The sequence below is a fragment of the Herpetosiphonaceae bacterium genome, assembly GCA_036374795.1.
Lineage (GTDB): Bacteria > Chloroflexota > Chloroflexia > Chloroflexales > Kallotenuaceae > LB3-1.
This window is the reverse complement of sequence record DASUTC010000367.1, coordinates 1-20,810: the sequence shown is the minus strand read 5'-3', so window position 1 is coordinate 20,810 and position 20,810 is coordinate 1. Positions and strand designations below refer to the sequence as shown.

Below are 20,810 nucleotides of genomic sequence, written 5' to 3'. Positions count from 1 at the left end.
AGGTATTATAGCATGTGGCGTACAGGGATGCCTATAGATCTTCCGGGTCCGAGTCCGCCCAATGGTCGCCAAAACCATCAGCCAACGCCTCCGCAGTTGTGCGATCTCGTTCCATAATCTCATCAATATCCGGCTCGGTTTCGCGTGGCCTGCCGGGCTTACGCTTGGTGGTTTTGTACTGCTCTACATCGGCGCGCTTGAGCCGGTAGCCGCTCGGTGTAATGTGTGCGCTCAAGCGCTTATTGCGGATCGCCTGCTGGACCGTGGCGGCGCTGCATCCGAGGATGCGCGCCGCTTCCGCCGTCCCGATCTCGTCAGTATTAGTAGTCAACGCCTTCCACCTGTTGATCGAGCTCGGTCCACTCAGCCGCAACACTCTCTGCCGTTTCCGTGCCTTTCCAGTCGCCTTCTTCCAGCCAATCCGCCAGGCCGTCGCGGCTCACATCATCACTCAGGTGCTGGTACACCATCGCCTCAACCGCCGACCAATCCGTGCTCATTACTGCCTGCTGAAATTCAATGTTGCTCATGGTGGTCACTGTCTCCATGTGTTTGTTTGGTATGCCTATATATTATCATGACCGTGATAATTTGTCTATATGAATCTGGTAAAGATTTATGGCCAATTTTCACAGATAGACACCACGCGCCCGGATCTGCTATAGTAGCCTCCTACACATCCACACCCCCAAGGAGTCTCTATGGAAGCGAAGAAGCCTCGCAGTTGGCGGCGCTGGGCGCTGTATGCGCTCGGTGGCCTGGTCGTTCTGTGTCTCGTCTGCGGCATCATCGGCGCGCTCACCAATCCATCCACACCCCAGCAAACCGCCGCCGCGCCGGACACCACCGGGCAAACGACCGCGCCCGTCGCCTCAGCAGCCGCTGCACCCGACCCCAGCCCGACCGCAGAACCCAGCCCCACGGCAGAGCCGACCGCCGCGCCGAGCCAGGAGCCGACGCCCTTACCCGCCGTCGGGCAGGATGTGCAGGTGGGCGACGTGCGCTGGAAGGTGATCGCGGCTGAGGATCTTGGGCAGGAGCTGCCGAGCGATAATCAGTTTATCGAGGCCAAAAAGACAAGCGGGAAGTTTATTCGCGTGCAGTGGGAGATGGAGAACCTCAAGAGCGATACCGCATCCTTTACCGGCGCGGATCTCGTCGATAGTAAGGACCGCACATTCCAGGCGTCCACCGACGCGCTGGTGGGCTTTATCGACAGCGAGCAGATCTGCTCATTTGAGAGCCTGAATCCCAACGTACCGAAGACGTGTACACGCATCTGGGAAGTGCCGGCGGATGCTGCCGACTTGAAGCTCAAGGCGAGCGATCTGGAACTCTTCGGCGGAGATGAGACGCTGATCGCGCTCGGCTTCTAAAAGCCTGCTTTCGCCAGCGTGCGCATCAGGGCAAAGTCGGCGCTGGGATTGTTCGGCGCGCTGCCGTAGGTCGGGCTGTAGTTGAAGTTGTTCACGACGCTGCTACTCGTCTGCTGTGCGGTGCTGAGCGCGCCGCCGCTGGCCTGCGTGACGGCTGCCTGCACGAGTGGCGCGCCGCGTGTCACGCCCAGCGCCATCCCCTGCATCATCGGCACGCCGACCAGATCCGCAAACATCTTCGACGGGCTGGCGATGCCCAGCGCATCCTTGGCTGCCTCAAGTGCGCGCTTGGCCGCGTCCACGACCGCGCCGACCAGCGCGCCGACGCCGTTCTTGACGCCGTTGATAATACCCGTAATAATCCCACCGCCGATCGAGAGCGCCGAGCTAATGAACTGCGGCGAGAGCCCGGTGATCTGACTGGCAAGCCCCAACAGGATCGACGGCACGGCGGCGGCCAGTTCCTGCACTTTCGTCACGACGGCGCTGCGGATGCCCTCGAAGATCTCGCGGAAGTTGGCGATAATCGCGCCCAGGATACGATCCTGTGTCTGCTGGAGCGCGTCGAGCGCGCCCTGCCAGTCGCCTTTGATCAGCGCCAGCGTCGTGTTGATCACGCCCTGAATCAGCGCCAGCGCGGTCTGGACGATGGTTTTGATCGCGGCCCAGGCAATATCAAGCGCCAGCTGGATCTCTGCGCCGTGCTGTTGCACCCAGGCCGTCGCCGAGCGCAGCCGCTCCCCGATGGTCAGATCCAGGATTTGCAGCACGCCGGTCACGATCTGCTGAATGCTCGTCCATGCCTGTTGCGCCGTGGTCAGGATGTCCGCGCCGTGCCGATCCCAAAACGCCGACAGCTCGCCCAGCCAGGCGCTAATCAGGCTGCCGAGATAGCCGGCTACGTTGGTCACGACCGTGCGAATGCCGCCCCAATCCGACTCCCAGGCGGCATACAGCGCCGCGCCGAGCGCGACCGCTGCCAGGATCGGCGCAGCCAGGCTGAGGATTGAGGCGACCGCCGAGGCAATCGCCGCCACCATCGCGCCGCCCAGCATCGCCGCGACCCCAGCCAGGATCGGCTGCCAGTGGCTTACCAGGAACGCCGCGATCGGCTCTGCCGCAGCCAGCATACCGCTGAACCCAGGGATGACCTGATCGATCGAGCTAACGAGCGCCTGCACCGGATTGGCGGCATTGGCGATCGACTCCGCAAACGCCATCACCTGATTGACACCGGGCGTCACGTAGTTGGCCAGGAAGTCCGACAGGACCGGCAGCAGCGCCGTGCCGACGACGATTTGCAGCGCCTCGATACTGCCCTTCAGGTTCTCCATCTGGAAGTTAAAGCCCTGCTGCGTCGCCGCTGCCTGCGCCTGGACGCCGTTCGCCTCCATCATCTTCTGCGCGAACAGGTCGTACTGCTCCGACCCTGCGCTGATCAGGGCAATGGCCGCGCCCTTGGCATCGTTGCCGAAGATGGTTGACAGCGCCTCGGTGCGCTGCGCATCAGACAGCCCGCCAAAGGATTGCTTGAGCAGTTCCGCCGCGTCGCGCATGCCGATGAACTTGCCGTCCATATCAAAGAACTTGCTCTGCGCAAAGCTATCCCAGACCTTTTGCGTTTCTTTGGCCGTAAAGCCTTGCTTGACCGCAAACTCGGTAAATTGGTTGCCCAGCGTGTCGATATCGGTGCCGAGTGGCTCGACCCCGTTATCCTTGAGAAACTGCATGATCCGCGTGGTGCTGGTGGTCATTAGGCCCAGGCCCGACATTGCTTCGGTTGCTGCCTTCGTGGATGGGACGAACCGCGCGACGAGGTTCTTAAATGACGTGCCGGCTTCGGCAGCGCTGCCGAACGCGGGACTGATCAGGCCCATCGTCGTTACAAAGTCCTGATAGTCGATGCCTGCGCCTTTGACCGCGCCCGCCGCCTGCAACATGGCGTCGCCGAGCTTCTGCACGTCCAGCGTCGAGGCGTTGGCGGCTTTGGTCATCAGCTCCTGCGCGTTGGCCATGAACTCGGTCTGCTCGGTGACACTCGCGCCCATTGGCACAAAGGTGCCGAGCATTTTGGTGGTCAATTCGGCGGCGTCAGCAAGCTCCATCCCGGCAGCCGCCGCAAATTGCAGCGAGTCGCGCAGCGCGCCGGCTTTGACGACGGCAGGATCGATACCGGCCTTGATCAGTGTGGTCGCGGCCTCCTGCACCTCGGTCGTCGAGACCGGCAGTTCTTTGCCGAGCGAGATAAACAGATCCTTGAACTCGTTCAGCGCCGCGCTGCCCGGCTCAAAGCCTGCGCCCGCCGCCGCGCCAAAGGCGTTCATCCCGGCCTCGAAGTTGCCCGCCAAGCCCACGCTATCGGTGACGAACTTGGCGACGCCGACACCGGCGGCGACCGTGGCCGTTGCGATGGCGGCCAGGCCCGCCACGCCGACCTTTTGGAGCGTACTAAAGCCGCCGCCGGATTTCTCCGCAGCGGAGCCGAGGGATTCAACGTCGTTTTTGGCGTCCTTGAGGGCCGAGCCGCTACCGACACTGGACACAACGATCTTGATTTCGGCGGCCATGCGCTCCTACACACAACGCGGCGGCCCTGCTCCCCGATCCGAGGAGAAAGACCGCCGCCGATCGTTCCGATGGCTGTTAGGTGTTTTTATTCTCGCGGGCGCGTTCCCGCTCTTCCAGATAGACCGTGCGCCGGGCGATCCAGCGCAGCGCGCCGGGCTGCGCCATGATCTCCCACGGCGCTTTGCCCCAGCGCGACTCTTCCGCGATCTGGATCGCCGTCGCCCACGCGGGCACGTTCGTCCCCCCAAAGCGCAGCGCGTTGTAGAGCGCTGCGCGTTCTAGTTTGGGACCGTGGTTTGCTCCGTGATCGAGGACTGCATGGCCGTCGTCAGTTCGCGAAACTGCTTATTGGTGATCGCCCGCAGCTCGTCGCGGCTCAGGTCCAGCATCTCGCCCATCGGCTTGAACAGGTCGCGCCATTTGCCGGTTTCCTGCGCCGTCTCCATGTCTTCCATGAAGCCCAGCGTAATCTCGTCGGGATCGACGATCACCTCGCGCGTTTTCGCCGTTTCGCCTTTGCCGATGGTGATGGTGAATCGGATCATGTCTCGCGCCCCCTTCGCGCGTGTCGGTGCTTATGCGCCGGCAAACTCGCTCGTGCCGTGGCGCACGATCGTGATGGTGCCGCGTCCGGCAGCCGGCGTGCTTTCGTTGTACTTACTGATGAATTTGCCGACGGCGATCGAGTTGCCGTTCTGGTCGCCCAGCGGATCGAACTTCTGCCATTTGATCGGGAGATCAAAGATCGCGGTCTTGCGCTGGTAGGTGGTGCCGAGCGGGATCGTGCCGCCGGTCCACTGCATACGGAGCAGCTGCGGCAGTTGCTCACGCCACTTGTTTTTCTGGCCGGTCGTGCCCGCCGCGCCGTAGGTGCCGCTGATCTGATGCTCCAGCGTTAGCTCGCCCTCGATGTCGATGCCCGTGAAGACGGCGGTATGAAAGTACAACTGCCCGCTGTCGGCGGTGAACTTCGGCTCGAACTTCGGCGTGATCTTGAGCTGCCCGGCCAGGATGTTGCCCACCGTGACCTGGCCCGTGCCGAAGCCAGAGCCGACCGGCGTCAGGTAGAAGGTGCCGCGCGATGCCAGGATCGTCTCGACCGCTGGCAGCGTGCCGACGTTGCTAAACGTGCCGGCGTTGTTCGTGCGCTGCACCTGCCGGCCCATCAGATCCGCCTCAACGGTCATGGCCTCGCCGCCCACAAAGGTAATCGTCAGACCTTTGCCGATCAGGTACTCGATCGCTTCGGCTTCGACCTCGTTCTCGCCGCCTTCGAGCGTGTAGCTCTGTGTGTACGGCGCGGTGTCCGAGGGGATCGGCAGCGTAAAGACGACCGCCGAGCCGCTGGCCCCCTGCGCGCTGCCGGCGCGATTGCCGCCGCCCGACGTGCCCAGCCCGTGCATCATCAGCAGATCGGGCAACTGCTCGAACGTGGCCGGGTTGCTCGGCAATTTCAACTCGGCCATGAGCTTGGGGATGTAGGTACGGTCGGTACCGCCGAAGATCCCAACCTGCTCTTCGACCATGACCAGCTCGCGCTGATCGTCGGGCATGTCCGCCACGCCGCGCCAGAGGAAGCGGGGCGCGACCGCGACGCCGTTCGTGTCTTCTGCTTTGAGTCGCAGTGACCGCAGTTCCTTTCGACCTGGACCCAGCATGTGCGTTGCTCCTGTGTGCTGGATGAATCAAAACGGCGGCGGTCGTCGCTGCCTGTTGGCTTTGACTGACCGCCGCCGGTGTTCCCGATGGCTCTTAGGTTGTTATGTCAAGACTGTGCTCCGGTATACACCACCGCTACGTTGTAGCGCTCCCGATTCGAGCGGGCTCCATCCCTGACACTATACACTCAATTATAGCATGTGCATCGGCAATTTACCATAGCTCGCGCACGCGCACGCGCAGCTCAAAGCCGTGAAACGGCACGCCGCCGAACACAAGATTGCTCACCAGCCCGCCGTCGCTATGTGGGCTCTGCGCGCCTTCCTCGACCGTGACCTGATAGGGATTGCTCCCGCTCGGATCGGCCAGCGCCACGGTCGCCGGATCGAGATACGTCTCCTTGAACCGTTGCAGCAGCACGGCGGCGGCGGCGGCGCGCGTCGGGATGTCGTTTTGGCCGAGCGGCTCGGTATAGACCAGGATGCGATAGGTGCGATCTTCGCGCTTGAGCGCCCCGCCCATGCCCTCATGGTGCCAGGTGCCATCGGCGGGCCACGAGATCGCGAACGGGAGATCGGCGGTGTTGAGCTGCGTCGGGTACTTGTCCAGCACCGGGGCGCGTTTCACGCCCGGCACGCCCCGATTCACCGCCTGGAGCAAATTGATCGTCGTATTAATCGCCATGTGATCCCCGATGATTCGCCATCGTTATCAATGCCGACGGCACGAGAATCCCGATCAACAAGGTAAGAATGCCGGGAATCCAGCCATGTTCTACGTAGAGAAAAGAGATCGTGACGTACACGGATGCGAGGAAGATCGCGATTGCAATGCCGTACACGGCAATTCGTTGTTTAGTCATGCTGATACACCCATAAGCGCCCGCCGAGCACCTGCACGCGCTCGCCCAGCGCATCGGTCACGGCCATCATAACCTCGCGATGATACCAATCATCGCCGCACAGGATCGCGCCCGGTATAAGGTGCGGCTTGACGGCCTCTAAACAGTCGAACACGCTCTGATAGTCGTGCGCGGCGTCGAGATGCAGGAAGGCGATCGCCGGATTATTCCCCTGCCGCCAGCCGGTGATCCATTCTTCCCAGCCAAGAATAATCGGCACAAACTCGCCCGCTGTCAGGCGCGTCATGTTCTGGCGAAACGTGCGGTACACATCCCGCTCCCGTGCCGCCACCGTCGCCGGATGATCGTCGCCTTCCGCCTCATTGCCGCGCCAGTGGTCAACACAGTGCAGGGTACGCGGCGCGACCGCCTGCGCGATCACAAACGCCGAGCGCCCTTCCCAGCAGCCGATCTCAACCAGCGCCCCGCCGGCGGGTGCATGCCGGGCCAACTCGGCCACAACCAGCGCCTGCGTGCCGCTGTACCAGTCCTCGTGAAAGTCGGGCCGCCAGTCGGGATGAAACAGATGCACCCAGCGCATCGGATCGAGCAGGACCGCGACCGGGAGATCCGCCGCCGGGCCGATCTCGAATTGTTGGTCGTCGCGCCCGTAGGCGTCCACGCCTGCCGCTATACGCTCGGCAATCGTGCCGGGATCGGTCGTCGTGTCGTCGATCAGTTCCTGGTGCAAAAAGCTGGTCATCTTCTGCTGGATGTGCGCCACGTCGCCAAAGTAGGAGAGGTGCCAGCCGCCGCCCTCGACGAGTGCATAGCGGGGGTAGTGTTCGTCGGGCATCCCCAGCCCGTACCGGATCACATGGGGGGAGAGGGCGCGCACGTCGGCGGCGGGAGCCGCGCGCGTGCCGCGCCAGCGGGCGTTCGTGCAGGTCGTGTTCAGGTTGTAGTAGGAGAGTGTCTGGTCATACACCGCCACGACGCCGGGATCGAGCGTGCGGGGAATGTGGGAGCGGCGCGGGATCTCGTCCACATCGGAGATCAGCACCACGTCGGTATCATCGGCGTCGAACAGTCCGCGTAGAATCGCGTTGCGCTGGGCCATCTCGCGGCGGCGCGTGCCGGGCAGACCGTCGCCTGCCGGGAGGTCGTGGACGATGATATGTCTGATTTTCGGTAGCCAGTCCTTGAAGCGCTCTTTGTGCTGCTCGAAGTACAGCGGTTTGGGCTGGCCCGCGTGCGTGTGCGTGGCCTCGACCAGCACGAAGCGATCGACCGTGTCGTACAGCTCGCGCAGGCGGATCTCTAATATGTCGAGTTCATTGAAGAAGGTCACGCAATCAATCACGGCCATGCGGCACCTCAGCGGCCCACGCCGCGCCCTCGGTTGAGACGGTCGGCGCGCGTTCTTTCGTGCGCTGTGTCCACATGACCCGCTGCTCGCCGTCCTGCTCGGCCTGCGGATCATGGAACGAAACAACGACCACATTGTTTGCTTCAAGGTGCAGACCGGTCACTACTGCTGTACTTGATACGCCTTCGATGCAGGTAGCGATCCGGTCGGTGGTTTCCAGCGTCGCGCCCTGCTGTGTGATCATCAGCAACACCTCAGCTGATATTCGGACTTCTCGCGTACTCATTTCGCACCTGCCAGATACGACTCGATCGCCGCGCCCGCCCGTTCGACCGGCTGCGCTGGCGGCACCTCGATCACGGCCATGCCATTGCACGGCAGTACGAACGTGACCGGCCAGCCGCGCGCGTCGCAAAACTCCTGCACGGCCCGACGCACGCCGGGGAACGTTTCGGGATCGTGGATGCAGATATGGCCGCCCTCACGCACCCAATGCGACCATAACTCAAGTTCGGCCTTGACGTGCTGATAGGTGTGTAGCGTGTCGATAAAGAGCAGGTTGATCAAGGGGTTAGATTCTGGCGGCAGCACCTTTGCGAAGTGGTCATACAGTACATTGACCGTCTCGCGCTCAATGCTCGATCCCTGGATGAACTGCCACAGCGGATGCCCCGCCGCGACCTGGCTCGACCGGGGATCAACGTCCACACTCCACACGTAGCCGCCGTGCTGCTCCACGCCCGCCAGCAGCGCCGCCGTGCTCACGCCCGAGCGCGTGCCCAGCTCCAGCACGTTACCGCGTGCGAGGCTGTACAGCAGCGGAAGGTGGTGCTGAATGTCAGACGGCGTGTAGAGATGATTCAGGTAGGTGGCATAGGTCGGCGTCGGCTGCGTCGGCTTGAGACTCGCCCACACCCGATCGCCGAATGTGCGTCGGTTGGCCTCGAAGCTCTCGGCCCAGCGGGAAAGCGCCCCCGCCGTGCGCCCGCCCTTGTGCTGGATCGGCCAGGCGGTCTGCACGAGCGAGATCCCGGCTTGCAGGGCGCGCAGGCAGAGATCGTTATCTTCCCAATAGGGACCGGGGTAGTAGATCGCATCCCACGGCCCGACGATAGCATGACGCTCGTCGCGCTCGTTCCATTCGTCGATCAGCTGCTCCCACGTCGCCCGCGTCGCCGCGATGCACCAGCCCGACAGATACGGCAGCCAGCGCCCGCCGACGCACTGCTGGCCCAGCTCCGGCCCGTAGAGCGCGCCGTCGCGCACATCTGCCGCGACCATGCCGAGCCAGTCGCCCGCCGGTACAACGTCGCTATTCAGGAACACGATAATATCGCCTGTGGCGCGTGCGTAGCCCTGATTATTCCCCGCCGCAAAGCCTGCGTTGTGATCGTTCCTGCGATAGATCCCGTGCTCGGCGTGCCACTCACGCAGCGCGGCGGCGGTGGCCGGGCCGCTGGCATTGTCCACGGTGACGACCTCAGCCCCGGCGACGGCGCGGCTGTAGTCGGGCAGGAGGTCGAGCGTTTCTGATGACCAAGGCGTGATAATCGAGATCTTAGGCATGTTGCCCGCCTTCACGAACACGCTCAACAACCTGAGCGTATGCCGCTACCATTTCTTGCACAGCAGCGAAGCCGAATACCATCACCCGATCGCCTTCGGTGATGATCAGGAATGGCCCATGTTCGATCGGTTCATTGAAGTCAGGAATCCGCTCACGCATCTGCTCAAGCGTTCCCCATCCCACAAACCAGCGCACCTCATTCATACGGCTAACACCTCCTCGGGCCGCACGATCCGCAGCACGCCCCGACTCCGCTCCCGTGCGATCTGCTGCTCAAGCTCGGCTAGGAGTGGCTGCCAGTAGGTCGCGACGACACGATCGATCTGGTAGTCGTATGCGCCCTCGTACGCAGCGGCTGTGATCTCGTCCCGCTCATATTGCAGCGCCACATACGCCTGCTCCAGCCGATCCGCAATCGCCGCCGGCTGCGGGATGTACTGGTAGCTCCCCTGCGGGCTGTAGAAGCGCAGCGCTTCCTCCCGTCGCACCTTCCAGCCGCCAAAGCACAGCTCTGCCGACGCCGCCCAATCGCCCACAATCACGGGCGTGCCGCACGCCTGTGATTCGAGCGTCGGCACGCCGAAGCCCTCACCCAGCGACACGGCGTTCAGCACGTCGATCGCGTTGTAGTAGGCGTGGAGGTACTGGTCAGGGAAGCCGCCGTTGCGGTAGCGCGCCTGATCGCAAAACATCACCTTATCCGTGATGCCGAGCTGCGCACAGAGCGCGTGCAAGTTCACGCCACCCTCGAAGCCGTCGGTACACACGTCGGTATGGACAAAGTAGCGCGCGTCGGGGTGCTGCTGGGCGAACAGCGCGAACGCTTCGAGGTTCTGCGGCCATGCCTTGCGGCTGGGAATGCCGCCGCGATTGACCGCGACCGTGCCGACCAGGAACAGATCGTCAGGGATGCCTAAGAACTGTCGCGCCTCGGCCTTACTCTGCGGGTTGAGCAGCTGCGGATCGTAGGCGTGCGGCGCGTAGAGCGGATCTAAGCCCGCGTCGTGCAGGTCGCGCTCGCCGTTCCGGGCGTAGGCGATCGGGCGGTAGCAGGACCGCACGGCCTCGATCACCGCAGCGGGCGCGGGCTCGTGATCGACGGGCACTAAGGGGCACCAGCGCAGGCCGCGAAACGTCTCTGGCCGAAACACGAACGCATCCTTGAGCGTGATCACGATGTCGGCGCGCCAGTCCGCTGCCGCTGCCGGGATCACGTCGTTACCAAACGGGTCCGCGCCGCCGGGGTAGATCTTGATCCCCTGCCACTCGATCGAGCCGCCGTGCAGCCCGAACGTGGTCAGGATCGCCACGTCGTGACCGAGCGCGGCCAGGCGCGGGGCGAGCAGGGCGATCTGTCGCCCGTATCCCGATACGCTCCAGGGCGCATCGCTTGCAATTAAGCACCGCATTAGCTCGCCTGCCCTTCGACCAGCGTGATCAGGCGGGCGCGGAGTTCGTGCGCCTCAATAATATTGTCTTCGATTGCCTGCTGGATTCGTCCCTGTTCTTGGCGGAGAAAGGCGATCCGCTGCTGATTGGCGGCGTACCGTTGCGCGGCTGTGACGATGGGCGATTCGGGCGCTGGCTTGCTGATGGCAGGTTTGCTGCTTTGCTTGATACAGCGTTCGTCCACAGTGTTCTATCCCCCTTCGATAGCCCTGGTGGGAGCGCGCGCCGGGTGCCAGGGTCGCACCAGTTCAGCCCGTCGGCCTAGACGCGCGCCGATCGGCAATGCAAAAGCGGCGGCCCGGCTCTCGCTCGTAGTGAGGAGAGACAGAACCGCCGCCGGTGTTTCCGATGGCTCTTAGTTGTTGCGGCTATTATAGCACGCGGGCTACGAGTTTTGAAGATTGGTCGCTAAACCGCTTGACAAATTATCCCGCTGGTGGTATATTTATTGCATAGCAACGAAGGGGCAAGACAATGGCACAAGCAATCAAAGGTGGTCAGGCTGGACAGAACGGCGAGTTTTACAAAGGCGGCCAATTTCTCCCAAATACCGATCTTCCGAAGCGCGGCGCGAAAGAGCGTAAAGCAGCGACGAAAAAGCAGCAGATCGCGCCGTATGTATGGGAAGTTGCGCCGAGCGGAGAGATGAGCATCTATAGCAACGTACAAGCTTTCGTCAAAGTTCAGAACGATACCATGACCATTGTTGCCAGTGTTGAGACGCTGAATTACTTCAAGGTTGACCGTGCCGAACTCCAAGGAAAGGTTGACAAATGGAACGCAGGGCAGCGGTGGATGTAGATCCACCGCTCACCAAAGATCCGACCATTATTCCATATATCATGTGTGCTGGATGTGGCGCAAAGCCAGAACACCATGACCCGCTTCCCGATGGTTGGTTGTGGGATACCCTAGAATTTCGCAACTCTTGGGTATGGTGTCCGAAATGTATTTCAGGTGAAACATGGCGCTAACGACCACAGAGGCGGCTGTACTGCTCAGTGAGCGCGGCTACACTGGACAAAAAGGACAGCCTATAAAACCTGATACTGTCAAGCATTGGTGTCAACAGGGACGCTTCCCACATGCCCAACGTATCGGCGGCGAACGCCGAGGGTATTGGCTGATCCCACGATCGGATCTTGACAATTTCGCCCCGCCACAGGCGGGCAGGCCAAAGCAAGAAAAATAGCACCCTCGCGCTGTCGTGACCAGCCGAGGGTATGACCATCCTGCAAGGAGGATGATGTGGACAGTGTACCGCAAAAGTCTTGCATTACGTGCAAGGAGTTGAAACCGCTAAGCGATTTTCCTACACGGCGCGATAGCCCCGATGGATATCGAAATCAATGTCATGTGTGTCGCAAATTGGCGCGCTATAACACAACGCCCGGATTTCTCGGTCCTGGTGATACCAAGACTTGTGCATTGTGCAAAAAGGTTAAACCTGTTGACCAATTTTGGACGAGCAAGGTGCAGCGCTCAGGATTTACAACACGGTGCAAGGAGTGTGGACAGGCGGCGGCGCGCGACTGGAAGCGTCGTAACAAAGACAAGATCCGAGCGTATGAGCAAGCAAATCGAGAGTATTTGCTGAAGTTGCGCCGCGATTGGGTCGAACGCAATCGATCACGGTACTTAGCCCTGCGGCGTAAGGCCGCAAAAACACCATATTGGAAAGCTTATAATCGCAACAAACAAGCCTTACGCCGCACACTCAGCCGACAGGGAGATGTAACTCCTGAGAAATTACAAGCCCTTTTAGACTCACAACACCGATGCTATTACTGCCATAAACCTTTTACGAGTCGCCGCAAAAAGACGATTGATCACGTTATTCCAATTGTCAAAGGTGGGGAGCACGTTCTGAGTAATCTTGTCGTGGCTTGTCAGTCCTGCAACTCGATCAAGCACGACAAGATTCAAACTCTTCTCTAAACGGCACCGCCCGTACGTGAACGGTAAGGGGCGAGGAGGTACCTCACATCTTGAGGGATGCCGCTGATGATAGTGACCTCCCCGCCCTCTTGAAAGCCCGCGACATCGGTCATGCCGCCCTGATCTTTGCCTCGGTACAGATAGGCCGCATACCTGACCGTCGCCTGCTGAATGTCGGCGGGCGGGGTCGTCGAGTAGCCCCACGTTCCACTAAACACCACATCGCTATCGGTATTCCACACCCACACATACGCGCTCTTGAGCCGCACGATCCGGTAGGGCGGTCCCTCGTTGCGCGGCTCCAGCCACACCGAGCCGACCGGGATCGTCTGCCCGTCGCCGTTATACACGCCCGTGAGGCTGTAGAGATCCTGATCCAGATAGAACGCGGCTCCCGCCACCTGTCCGCCGCTGAATCGGTTGTAGTACACCGTGCCTGCCGTGCCGGCAAAGCTGCGCCGCGTATAGGCGCTGATCGCGCCCTCGGCCCGATCCAAACAGTCTTGCAGCAGGCCGTCCTGCTCGGTGCCGAGGCTGCCATCGGGCGAGAGGTAGTCGCGCAGCGCCTGGAGAGTGACATAGCGGCTCATGTGATGTTACTCCCTCGCACAAAGTAGCGGGATTGCTCGGCGGCGTTGGCCGCGCCGGTCCCGACCCAGCGCACATTCCAGTAGCCCGCCTGCGTCGCCGTGCCGTTGTAGCTAAACGTGCCGAGCGCCTGCCGCGTGACCTGCCCCGCGCTCAGCGTGTAGGTGCCGACCGATCCGGCAGGCGTTTGCAGGTACAGCAGTACCTCGGACGGATCGACCGATTCGCCGGCGGCGTTGGTCACAAAGAAGCTGATCGTCGGTACATCGCCGACATCACAGGTAAACGCGCTCATTCATTCCTCCGTCGCCGTGGCGTTCGTCGTCGCGGCGGTTGTGGTGCTGGCATCCTGGTTCAATTGGTAGCCCACCGCGCCCGCGTGCGCCGTCGTCGCCGTGCTGCCGGTCTGGTTCAGTTGAAAACCGACCGCGCCGCCATGCACGAGGCCATAGAGCACGCGCCCGAACGCCCGGATCGCCGTGGCCCCGCCCCCGACCGCCTGCGCCGCCAGCGTGCCGCTGCTGCTGAGTAGCCCGCCGAGCGTGCGCTGGATCTGTTTGGTGATCGTCCCGGTGCTTTCCAGCGCGCCGGCTAGCCCGATCGTCGTGCGACGCTGGAGCATACCACTGCTACCGAGTGCCCCGGCCAGCACCTTCTGCGCCTGGCTGCGGAGCGTGCCGCCCGGTGCGAGACTGCCGCCTGTGGGTTTGCTGGCCTGTTTGATCAGGCTCCCGGCACTGGTCAGCGTGCCACCAAGCGAGAGCAGGATCGTTTTGATGACGCTCAGGCTGCCGCTGCTGGTCAGCGTCCCGCTCAGGATCTGCTGAGCCTGTCTCGACAGCGCGCCCGCGCTCGTCAGCGTGCCCGTAGTGACGTTCTGCGCCTGTTTCAGTAGCGCGCCCGTGCTCGTCAGATCTCCCGCCGCCTGTTTCCCGGTCTGCCGAACCAGCGCCCCGCTGCTGCTGAGGCTGCCCGCCAGCGAGAGCAGCACGGTCTTGATCGCGGTCAGCGTGCCGCTCGTGCCGAGTGTTCCGGCCAGCGTGCGCGCCGTGGATTTGAGCACCGCCCCGGCGCTCGATAGGCTACCGCTCACGCCTTTGCCGACCTGTTGCGCCAGCGTGCCGCTACTCGTGAGCACGCCCGCTGCCTGCTTGCCGATCTGCCGGCTGAGACTGCCCGCGCTGGTCAACGTGCCGCTCGTGACCGTCTGCGGCTGATTGGCGAGCGATCCCGCACTCGTCACGCTCCCGGCGGTCTGTTTCTGCGCTTGTCTGCTGAGCGCGCCCGCGCTACTTAGCCCGCCCGCCGCCTGTTTCCCGGTCTGCCGAACCAGCGTCCCGCTGCTGCTGAGCGTCCCGGCGGCGCTCTGCGTGTAGAGCGTGCCGCTGCTGGACTCCGTAACCTTGTAGGTGCCGAAGCGCCACGCCGCGCTATTGACCGCACCGTTCGGATAGTTGGCGTTCGGCCGGCCCGCGCTGATCCCGGCATCTCCGGCGCTGGTCAGCGCGTTGTCGGCGCTCGACAGGATCTCGACACCGTTCTTGAGTACGCGCTTGGCACTGTCGCGGAGTTCCAGCGTGATCACGTCGCCATTGGCGAGCCCGGTATCGACGCTGGCTAAGAGCGTGCGCGTGCCGCCGACGATCTTATACAGGCTTGTGTCGTTCTGCGCGTTGGCGAGCTGCGCGAACTCCACATAGTAGCCGTTGTCGGCGTCGGCCATGCGCCCGTGGATGCGCCACCAGCGGGAGGCTGATCCTGTATCCACGGCGTTGATCGTGATCGATACATCGTAGGCAGCCGTGGACGGCGACGGCTGCGATTTGACCAGGTGCCCGCTGCTGTTCGCGTTGGTCAGGCTGCCCAACTCGTCCGTCGCAGCCAGCACGCCCAGCACCGCCGTGCCCGTGATCGCGACCTCGGCATAGCCCGTGCCGGTCGTGTCGGGCGTGCGCGCCGTCAGCGCCTGATCGCTGGTCGCGACGAAGCGATCTTCAAAGATGACCGCCACTAGCCGCCCGCGCTACACGTCAGATCGTAGGTCGTTTGCAGAGAGTCCCCGGATTCGAGCGTGATCGCCGCAAAGACTGTCCGATCGAGGAGCGTCCCGCCGCCGGTCGCCGCCTGCGAAAAGATCCCGTGCTCCCGCGCGACGATCTGCGCGTCGGCGGTTAGCGTGCCAACGGTGCGGTAGATGTTCGCGCTGGCGCCCTCGGTCGTCGAGCCCGTCGCGCGCGTGCTGTCGGGATTGAGCGCGGTCGTGCTCTCCGTGACCAGCGCGGTATCGCCCGACGCTTCCGCCGTGCTGCCCGTGCCGACGCCGTGATACTTGAGGTTCTCCAGCTCGGTCGCGTTCTGGAACGCATCGACGAGGTAGCCCACGCCCGCCGTCGTGACGACCCGATACCCCAGCGTACCGTAGTGGATGCGCTGGCCGTCGGCCTTGATCACGACCGCCGAGAGCTTGCCGATCATCGTCGCCACGCCCCAGGCATTCGCGAACGGCGCGATCAGGTGATAGGCAATCCAGCCCTTGAGAAAGCCCCAGCGGAGCGTGTTTGCAAGCTTCCACGCGAGCGGCGCGGATTGGCGTTTGATACGCCGGATGTGGAGCGCGCCCCGTGGTCCGAGTGTGCCCTGTGCCATAGATCCTCCAAAGGCGGGACCGACGCCCCGCCCCTGTCCTGGTTTTACCCGCCGAAGGCCAGCACGCCGATCGTGCCGCCGCCGCCCGCCGCTGCGGTGCCCAGCAGCCCGCGTACAATCACGCTGCCGGCTGAGAACAGCGCCGGATCGATCTGCGCGCCCGAGACGGTGCCCGCGCCGATGTTCGCTCCTAGCGCAACCGGGAACGCCGCCGATACCGGAAAGCCGATCCCGATGGTGCCGACACCGCTGGCCAGCGCGGTCGTGCCCCAGCCCACGCGCGCGGGCACGGGTGCGCCGCCTGCGAATGTGGTAAAGGCCGTACCGCCCTGGAGAAAGCCGGTTGGCGTGTTATAGCTCATCCCTGCCTCCCGTTAGACCAGCGTCGTACCGACCGCTGCATAGCCGTTCGCCGCCGGCGTGGTGCCAGCCGTGCGCGCGGTCGTGGACAGGCAGAAAAACGCGCCGCCCAGCGTGCCGCCGCTATCGACCTTGAGATTGGCCCCAAAGTGCGTATAGCCCGTGCCCGCGCTGCTCAGCACATCCGATTTGACCTCGTAGATGATGCCCTGCCCGGTGGACGAGCCGAAGACCAGCGAGCCCAGCAGGCTATTGGTCAGACCCGCGCCGACCGCGTACACGAACACCGTCCCGGTGTTGCCGATGGTGCCCGCGAACGTGTAGGCGTGGTACTGGTAGTCGGTCGCCGGCACCGTGCCCGCCGCCGTGCCCGCCAGCGTCGTGTTGACGATGGAGCCGCCGCCGATCGTGGTCAGGCGGCTATTTTCAAACAGTGTATGGTTGCGTGCCACGTTAGCCCTCCGATCAGGCCGAAACTTTCATCGTGGCAATCCGCCACGGATCGATCACCTGGCCACCGACGCGGTAGCGCGCGACGACGACAATGCTATTCGTGCGCGCGGTCGTGGCATCGTCGTAGCGCTGCACGTCCATGCCCACCCGATCGACGATCAGGTACGCGCCGCGACAGATGAACAGGACCGGGTACACGTTGGCGGTGTAGGCCGTGCCGCTGGCGGTCGTCGGCGAGGCCAGCGCCTCCGACTCTTTGATGTCGTAGCCTTCCAGCTTGGTCGGCTGGCCGTTCTGGAGCTGCTGGTTGCGATCGGCCCACAGATACGCGCCCGAGCCGTCCTTGAGCGTCTTCACGACGCGCACCGAGCCGCGCGCCATCGCCCAGATGCCGCCCTGCTGGCGGTACTGGCTGGCGATCGCGTAGGGCACGTTGCGGAACGCATCGCCGGTCAGCGAGGTTGCGCCGCCGCTGTTGACCACCTGCACCGCGCCATAGGCGTAGGTGAATGGGCCGCCCGTGCTATTGCCGTTCAGGACGCCCTGCGGCTTGGCGACGCCATCGCCGATCAGGAACGCCTCGTCCTCGACGATCGCGATCGCTTCCGCAAAGGCCCGCTCCAAGAACGGCACGATCGCATTCGCGCCCGCGCTGTCTTCGAGCAGGTTTTTGCTGACCGGCGTGTGTGCCATCAGCGTATGCACCGGGATCGTCACCTGGCCGAACGTCGCGTTGGTCTCGGCCTGGCTGCTGGTCGGCGACTCGTCCACCCAGGTCGCGCGGACGCTAGTCGTGTAGCGATCGTCGCCGCCGAGCGCGACGGGGAACGTCACGCGGTCACGCGTCGTGGTGATCTTCTCAGCCACCTCGCGCATGATGGTCATGCCCACCAGGCGCTTCACGATCCGGTCGCGCACATCTTCGGGTACGAGGTAGCCGCCCAGCGTGTCCTGACTCTCGATCTGCGTGGCCTTGAGTTCGGCGACGGTGCGCCCGCTGGCGACGGCCTCTAAGATCTGCTCCGGGCTGTACAGCAGCGTGCGATGCAGCTTCGGATCGGCCTGACCCGTGCGGATGTAGCGCACAAAGTCGGCAGCCTTAGCCCACGCGACATGTCGGTAGTCGCGACCGTACAGCTCGGTCGCCACCTGCTGGACGCCCGTGTCCACCGCGCCGTACTTCTGCGCGAACCAGGACTTAACGGCGATGGTATCGGTGCTCTCCGGCGCGGGCTCAGCGCTGGCGTCGCCAAACGGCAGCCGCGCCGACGTGTCCACGCTCTTGGTCTCGGGCTGCCCCATCGACTCGGCCTTTTTCTCCAGCTCGGCCTGCCGCAGCAGCTTTTCCGCCTCGTCCAAATTGCTTGCTTTGATCGCGGTATCCGCCGCCGCAAGCGTGTCCTTCCATCCCATGATGGTTACTCCTGTAGTGCTACGATTCGTGCGTGCAGCGACAACCGCCGCGCTCGATCGTCCGCCGCCGCCTTTGTCCCTGCGGACCTCTCGCGGCTCTCGGTGTCGTGCGCCTCTGGGCTATCGTCTATGGTCACGTCAAGGCCGATCGCCTTGTACGCGGCTTTGATTTGTGATGCTGGCAGGAGCCGAGGCTCTGCTGGGGTCGGAGTCAACGACGCGGCCAGCAAGGGCCAGCGCGTGACCTCGTTCGTGCCGTTCGGCTGCGCCTTACGCTTCACCAGGTGCGGCGCGCTATCACTGCTGAGCGCCAGCGCCCCCTTGGTGATCATCTGCTGGATCGCGCCCCGGTACTTGTGCGCTTTCGCCAACTCGCCCTCTAACCAGATCCCTACGTCGTCAACCGTGGCCTTGGTCCAGGTGCCGACGACCGGATCGTCGGCGGTCTGCGGATCAAGCGCGTGGTGGTAGAGCATCGGGCGCGTGCTCCACTTGTCGAGCCAGTAGTCGGTCGCTTTCGTGAAGTAGTCGCGCATCATGGAGATGTCGGGCTCGTCGGCGCTGCCAAAGCGCACGGCGTAGGCTCCGATCCGGTCGTCGTCGAGCGCTTTCACGGCGTAGAACGGATCGACGCTCTTGGTAGCGCTGCTGCTGACCGGCACATAGTCGGGCTTGACCTCCTGCCAGTCGCCGCGCTGGGCAAAGCTGATCGCGCCGTCCTGCTGCGTGTAGCTGACCAGGTAGAACGTGCCGCCCTGGTTCACGATCACGGAGTCGTCGCGCACGGTCACGACGTAGGGCCGATCGTCGTAGCTGGGCATCTGCATCGGGGCGCGATACCACGCCTCGCGCACCTTCTGCGCCACCTGCTCGTAGTCCAGCGCTTTGCCGGCCATGCCGGGCATCTCGCCCATCTCCGACTCGTCGTCGGCTTCGCCTGTCTCTGCACCCAGCGTTTCCGCCAGTTCACAAAGCTCTTCCGCCCGGTCATAGATCGCCTGCACGATCGCCTGGTCTGCCGCGCTATTGCGCCGCCCGGCTTTGATGGCGTCGTACTCCTGCCCGACCTCGGTCAACTCGTCGAGCGTGGCGGTTAGGTCGTCCAGGATCGGGGCAAAGTCACTCATATCGATCTCCGTTGCTTTGCGGTTGAAGCGGTTTGCTTGGTGTCCGGTTAGATCGCCGTCGCTGATGAAGCGCAGCCCGCTTGCGCCGCGCAGGTTGTCAGCAATCAATTTTGCTTTGGCGATCGACGACGGTGTGCCGCGATTGAAGTGTGTTTTCGCAATCTCCCGCCAATCCGAGGTCGAAAGGTCGAACTTGGGCGTTTTTCCCGCCTGTGGCTTGGCATCCTCGATCGCCGCCCGTAGCGTGCGCCTGGTCACATTCGGACTACTCAGCAGCTTTTTCGCTTGCGCCCGGCTCGGCACCCGCTTACCATCCGACCCTTTCTTCCACAGTCCGCCCGTGCCGCCGCTCGGCTTGCCGCCCGATCCCCCGGACCCGCCGCCACCCCCGCCCATGTTGGCAAACATCGCCCGCTCTTGGGCGGTCTGTTTGATGGCGCTCACCGTCAGCTCGTCGCCGCGTGGTGCCGGGCGCTTGGACAGACGCTTCTTGCCGTCGGGCGTCAGGCTCGGCACGCCGTCGCGGTCGATCGTGATCAGTCCTTCGGCCTCAAGATCTGCCAGCTGCGTCTCGCTGAGCTTCCCGCCGCGCTCAAGTCTGCCGAGTTGCAGCGCCTGCACGCGCTCGGTACGTTCCTGCCGGGCCTGCTCCTTGGCGGTCTTTTCCTTATCTTTGGCATCGTCCTTGCCCTTGCCGCCGCCCCCGCCGCCCTTGGCCTGTTTCTGCTTCTCTTTCTCGGCCTTGGCCTGCTCGCGCTCTGCCGCCCGTTTCTCCCGTTCCGCCTGCCGGGCTGCCCGTGCGGTTTCGCGCTCCTGTTTGGCCGTCGCCTGGTCGGCTGCCTGTTTGACCCGATCCCCGCCCCGGCTGAGCGCGTCCCTGGCCTTCGACACATCGCCCGAGCGCGCCGCGTCCACGTAGGCCCGGCCTGCGCTGCTCAGGCGTGGCGTGCCATCGGCCCCGATCTCAACCATGCCGCGCTTCACGAGCTCGTCCTGCATTTTGGGCGAGAGCGCGATCACCTCGTCGGGACTGGCAAACTCCAGCAGCGCCTCGCTGACGTTCTCGCCCAGCCCGGCCTGTTCAGCGACCTTCTGCTCATTGGCTCGGCGCGTGGCGGTCTGCTCCTGCTCGCGCTCGGCCTTGCGCTGCTCCGGCGTGACTTTCGGCGCTTTCGGCTTCGCTGCCCCGCCGCCCGTGCCCGGCTTCGGCTTGGCTGCGGCTTTGCCTTTGGCCTTGCGCTGCTTGCGGGCCTCACGGACGGCTGCCATGCGTGCCGCAAAGGGATTCTCTTTGCCCCAGCGCACGAGGGCCGCATGGCGCGCCCGCTCGGCGGGCGTCATGGGCTTGCGAGTGCTGCCTGCCGCTGGGGCCGGGGTACTTGGCGCGGTCCCGCGTGCGGCGCTGGTTTGCTCTTTTGGCTCGGCTTTGAAAGCGGTCATAAGGCACACAAAAAGC

At 63.6% G+C, this 20,810-nt stretch carries 25 protein-coding genes; 3 read left to right on the top strand and 22 right to left on the bottom strand.

The features are described 5' to 3' along the window. Nucleotides 1-31 precede the first annotated feature (31 nt). Nucleotides 32-331, bottom strand: coding sequence for a helix-turn-helix domain-containing protein (locus VFZ66_29615; protein HEX6293376.1), 300 nt, complete (start codon nucleotides 329-331; stop codon nucleotides 32-34). Further along, on the bottom strand, nucleotides 321-530 hold the full coding sequence (locus VFZ66_29610) for a hypothetical protein (GenBank protein ID HEX6293375.1): 210 nt from the start codon (nucleotides 528-530) through the stop codon (nucleotides 321-323). The genes VFZ66_29615 and VFZ66_29610 overlap by 11 nt, the downstream gene beginning before the upstream one ends. Before the next feature lie 171 nt (nucleotides 531-701). Between VFZ66_29610 and VFZ66_29605 the strand changes: the two genes are divergently transcribed. After that, entirely contained in the window at nucleotides 702-1,376 is a 675-nt protein-coding gene (locus VFZ66_29605) for a hypothetical protein (GenBank protein ID HEX6293374.1), read from the top strand. On the opposite strand, the gene VFZ66_29600 is transcribed toward VFZ66_29605, so the two are convergent. The 12 genes from VFZ66_29600 to VFZ66_29545 form a co-directional block, all read right to left on the bottom strand. Beyond that, nucleotides 1,373-3,943, bottom strand: coding sequence for a phage tail tape measure protein (locus tag VFZ66_29600; protein ID HEX6293373.1), 2,571 nt, complete (start codon nucleotides 3,941-3,943; stop codon nucleotides 1,373-1,375). The genes VFZ66_29605 and VFZ66_29600 overlap by 4 nt on opposite strands. Before the next feature lie 76 nt (nucleotides 3,944-4,019). Next, nucleotides 4,020-4,178, bottom strand: a complete 159-nt coding sequence (locus VFZ66_29595) for a hypothetical protein (GenBank protein ID HEX6293372.1) — start codon at nucleotides 4,176-4,178, stop codon at nucleotides 4,020-4,022. 44 nt (nucleotides 4,179-4,222) lie between these two features. Beyond that, nucleotides 4,223-4,489: a hypothetical protein gene (locus VFZ66_29590; protein HEX6293371.1), complete on the bottom strand. Its 267-nt coding sequence runs from the start codon at nucleotides 4,487-4,489 to the stop codon at nucleotides 4,223-4,225. Nucleotides 4,490-4,519: 30 nt separating this feature from the next. Then, the gene (locus tag VFZ66_29585) at nucleotides 4,520-5,602 is read right to left on the bottom strand and encodes a hypothetical protein (GenBank protein ID HEX6293370.1); all 1,083 of its coding nucleotides are present in this window, start codon (nucleotides 5,600-5,602) and stop codon (nucleotides 4,520-4,522) included. A 214-nt stretch (nucleotides 5,603-5,816) separates the two neighbouring features. Continuing rightward, nucleotides 5,817-6,287, bottom strand: a complete 471-nt coding sequence (locus VFZ66_29580; protein ID HEX6293369.1) for a hypothetical protein — start codon at nucleotides 6,285-6,287, stop codon at nucleotides 5,817-5,819. Next, nucleotides 6,277-6,465, bottom strand: coding sequence for a hypothetical protein (locus VFZ66_29575; GenBank protein HEX6293368.1), 189 nt, complete (start codon nucleotides 6,463-6,465; stop codon nucleotides 6,277-6,279). Before VFZ66_29575 ends, VFZ66_29580 begins: the two co-directional genes overlap by 11 nt. Beyond that, a complete protein-coding gene (locus VFZ66_29570) occupies nucleotides 6,458-7,813 on the bottom strand; it encodes a class I SAM-dependent methyltransferase (protein HEX6293367.1) in 1,356 nt (451 codons plus the stop codon). Before VFZ66_29570 ends, VFZ66_29575 begins: the two co-directional genes overlap by 8 nt. Further along, entirely contained in the window at nucleotides 7,800-8,057 is a 258-nt protein-coding gene (locus VFZ66_29565) for a hypothetical protein (protein ID HEX6293366.1), read from the bottom strand. The genes VFZ66_29570 and VFZ66_29565 overlap by 14 nt, the downstream gene beginning before the upstream one ends. Before the next feature lie 38 nt (nucleotides 8,058-8,095). Then, entirely contained in the window at nucleotides 8,096-9,379 is a 1,284-nt protein-coding gene (locus tag VFZ66_29560) for a CmcI family methyltransferase (GenBank protein ID HEX6293365.1), read from the bottom strand. Further along, a complete protein-coding gene (locus VFZ66_29555; protein HEX6293364.1) occupies nucleotides 9,372-9,584 on the bottom strand; it encodes a hypothetical protein in 213 nt (70 codons plus the stop codon). The genes VFZ66_29560 and VFZ66_29555 overlap by 8 nt, the downstream gene beginning before the upstream one ends. Further along, the gene (locus VFZ66_29550; protein ID HEX6293363.1) at nucleotides 9,581-10,789 is read right to left on the bottom strand and encodes a glycosyltransferase; all 1,209 of its coding nucleotides are present in this window, start codon (nucleotides 10,787-10,789) and stop codon (nucleotides 9,581-9,583) included. The genes VFZ66_29555 and VFZ66_29550 overlap by 4 nt, the downstream gene beginning before the upstream one ends. Then, nucleotides 10,789-11,013 (bottom strand): hypothetical protein, encoded by a 225-nt coding sequence (locus VFZ66_29545; protein ID HEX6293362.1) that lies wholly within the window; start codon nucleotides 11,011-11,013, stop codon nucleotides 10,789-10,791. The genes VFZ66_29550 and VFZ66_29545 overlap by 1 nt, the downstream gene beginning before the upstream one ends. A 290-nt stretch (nucleotides 11,014-11,303) precedes the next feature. Here VFZ66_29545 and VFZ66_29540 point away from each other — a divergent pair, with 290 nt between their 5' ends. Then, on the top strand, nucleotides 11,304-11,630 hold the full coding sequence (locus VFZ66_29540; protein ID HEX6293361.1) for a hypothetical protein: 327 nt from the start codon (nucleotides 11,304-11,306) through the stop codon (nucleotides 11,628-11,630). Nucleotides 11,631-12,077: 447 nt separating this feature from the next. Continuing rightward, nucleotides 12,078-12,767 carry an HNH endonuclease gene (locus tag VFZ66_29535; GenBank protein HEX6293360.1) on the top strand — a complete coding sequence of 230 codons (690 nt, stop codon included), beginning with the start codon at nucleotides 12,078-12,080 and terminating at the stop codon, nucleotides 12,765-12,767. On the opposite strand, the gene VFZ66_29530 is transcribed toward VFZ66_29535, so the two are convergent. Genes VFZ66_29530 through VFZ66_29495 form a run of 8 tightly spaced genes read right to left on the bottom strand, consistent with a single transcriptional unit; the run spans nucleotide 12,764 to nucleotide 20,794 of the window. Continuing rightward, nucleotides 12,764-13,357, bottom strand: a complete 594-nt coding sequence (locus tag VFZ66_29530) for a hypothetical protein (GenBank protein ID HEX6293359.1) — start codon at nucleotides 13,355-13,357, stop codon at nucleotides 12,764-12,766. The two genes, VFZ66_29535 and VFZ66_29530, sit on opposite strands and share 4 nt — an antisense overlap. Beyond that, nucleotides 13,354-13,650 carry a hypothetical protein gene (locus VFZ66_29525; protein HEX6293358.1) on the bottom strand — a complete coding sequence of 99 codons (297 nt, stop codon included), beginning with the start codon at nucleotides 13,648-13,650 and terminating at the stop codon, nucleotides 13,354-13,356. Before VFZ66_29525 ends, VFZ66_29530 begins: the two co-directional genes overlap by 4 nt. Next, complete coding sequence (locus VFZ66_29520) at nucleotides 13,651-15,366, bottom strand: hypothetical protein (protein ID HEX6293357.1); 1,716 nt, start codon at nucleotides 15,364-15,366, stop codon at nucleotides 13,651-13,653. After that, on the bottom strand, nucleotides 15,366-16,001 hold the full coding sequence (locus VFZ66_29515; GenBank protein HEX6293356.1) for a hypothetical protein: 636 nt from the start codon (nucleotides 15,999-16,001) through the stop codon (nucleotides 15,366-15,368). Before VFZ66_29515 ends, VFZ66_29520 begins: the two co-directional genes overlap by 1 nt. Before the next feature lie 44 nt (nucleotides 16,002-16,045). Next, nucleotides 16,046-16,363 carry a hypothetical protein gene (locus VFZ66_29510; protein ID HEX6293355.1) on the bottom strand — a complete coding sequence of 106 codons (318 nt, stop codon included), beginning with the start codon at nucleotides 16,361-16,363 and terminating at the stop codon, nucleotides 16,046-16,048. A 12-nt stretch (nucleotides 16,364-16,375) separates the two neighbouring features. Further along, nucleotides 16,376-16,813, bottom strand: coding sequence for a hypothetical protein (locus tag VFZ66_29505; GenBank protein HEX6293354.1), 438 nt, complete (start codon nucleotides 16,811-16,813; stop codon nucleotides 16,376-16,378). 13 nt (nucleotides 16,814-16,826) lie between these two features. Then, nucleotides 16,827-18,227, bottom strand: coding sequence for a phage major capsid protein (locus VFZ66_29500; GenBank protein HEX6293353.1), 1,401 nt, complete (start codon nucleotides 18,225-18,227; stop codon nucleotides 16,827-16,829). A 5-nt stretch (nucleotides 18,228-18,232) separates the two neighbouring features. Further along, nucleotides 18,233-20,794, bottom strand: coding sequence for a hypothetical protein (locus VFZ66_29495; protein ID HEX6293352.1), 2,562 nt, complete (start codon nucleotides 20,792-20,794; stop codon nucleotides 18,233-18,235). Nucleotides 20,795-20,810 lie beyond the last annotated feature (16 nt).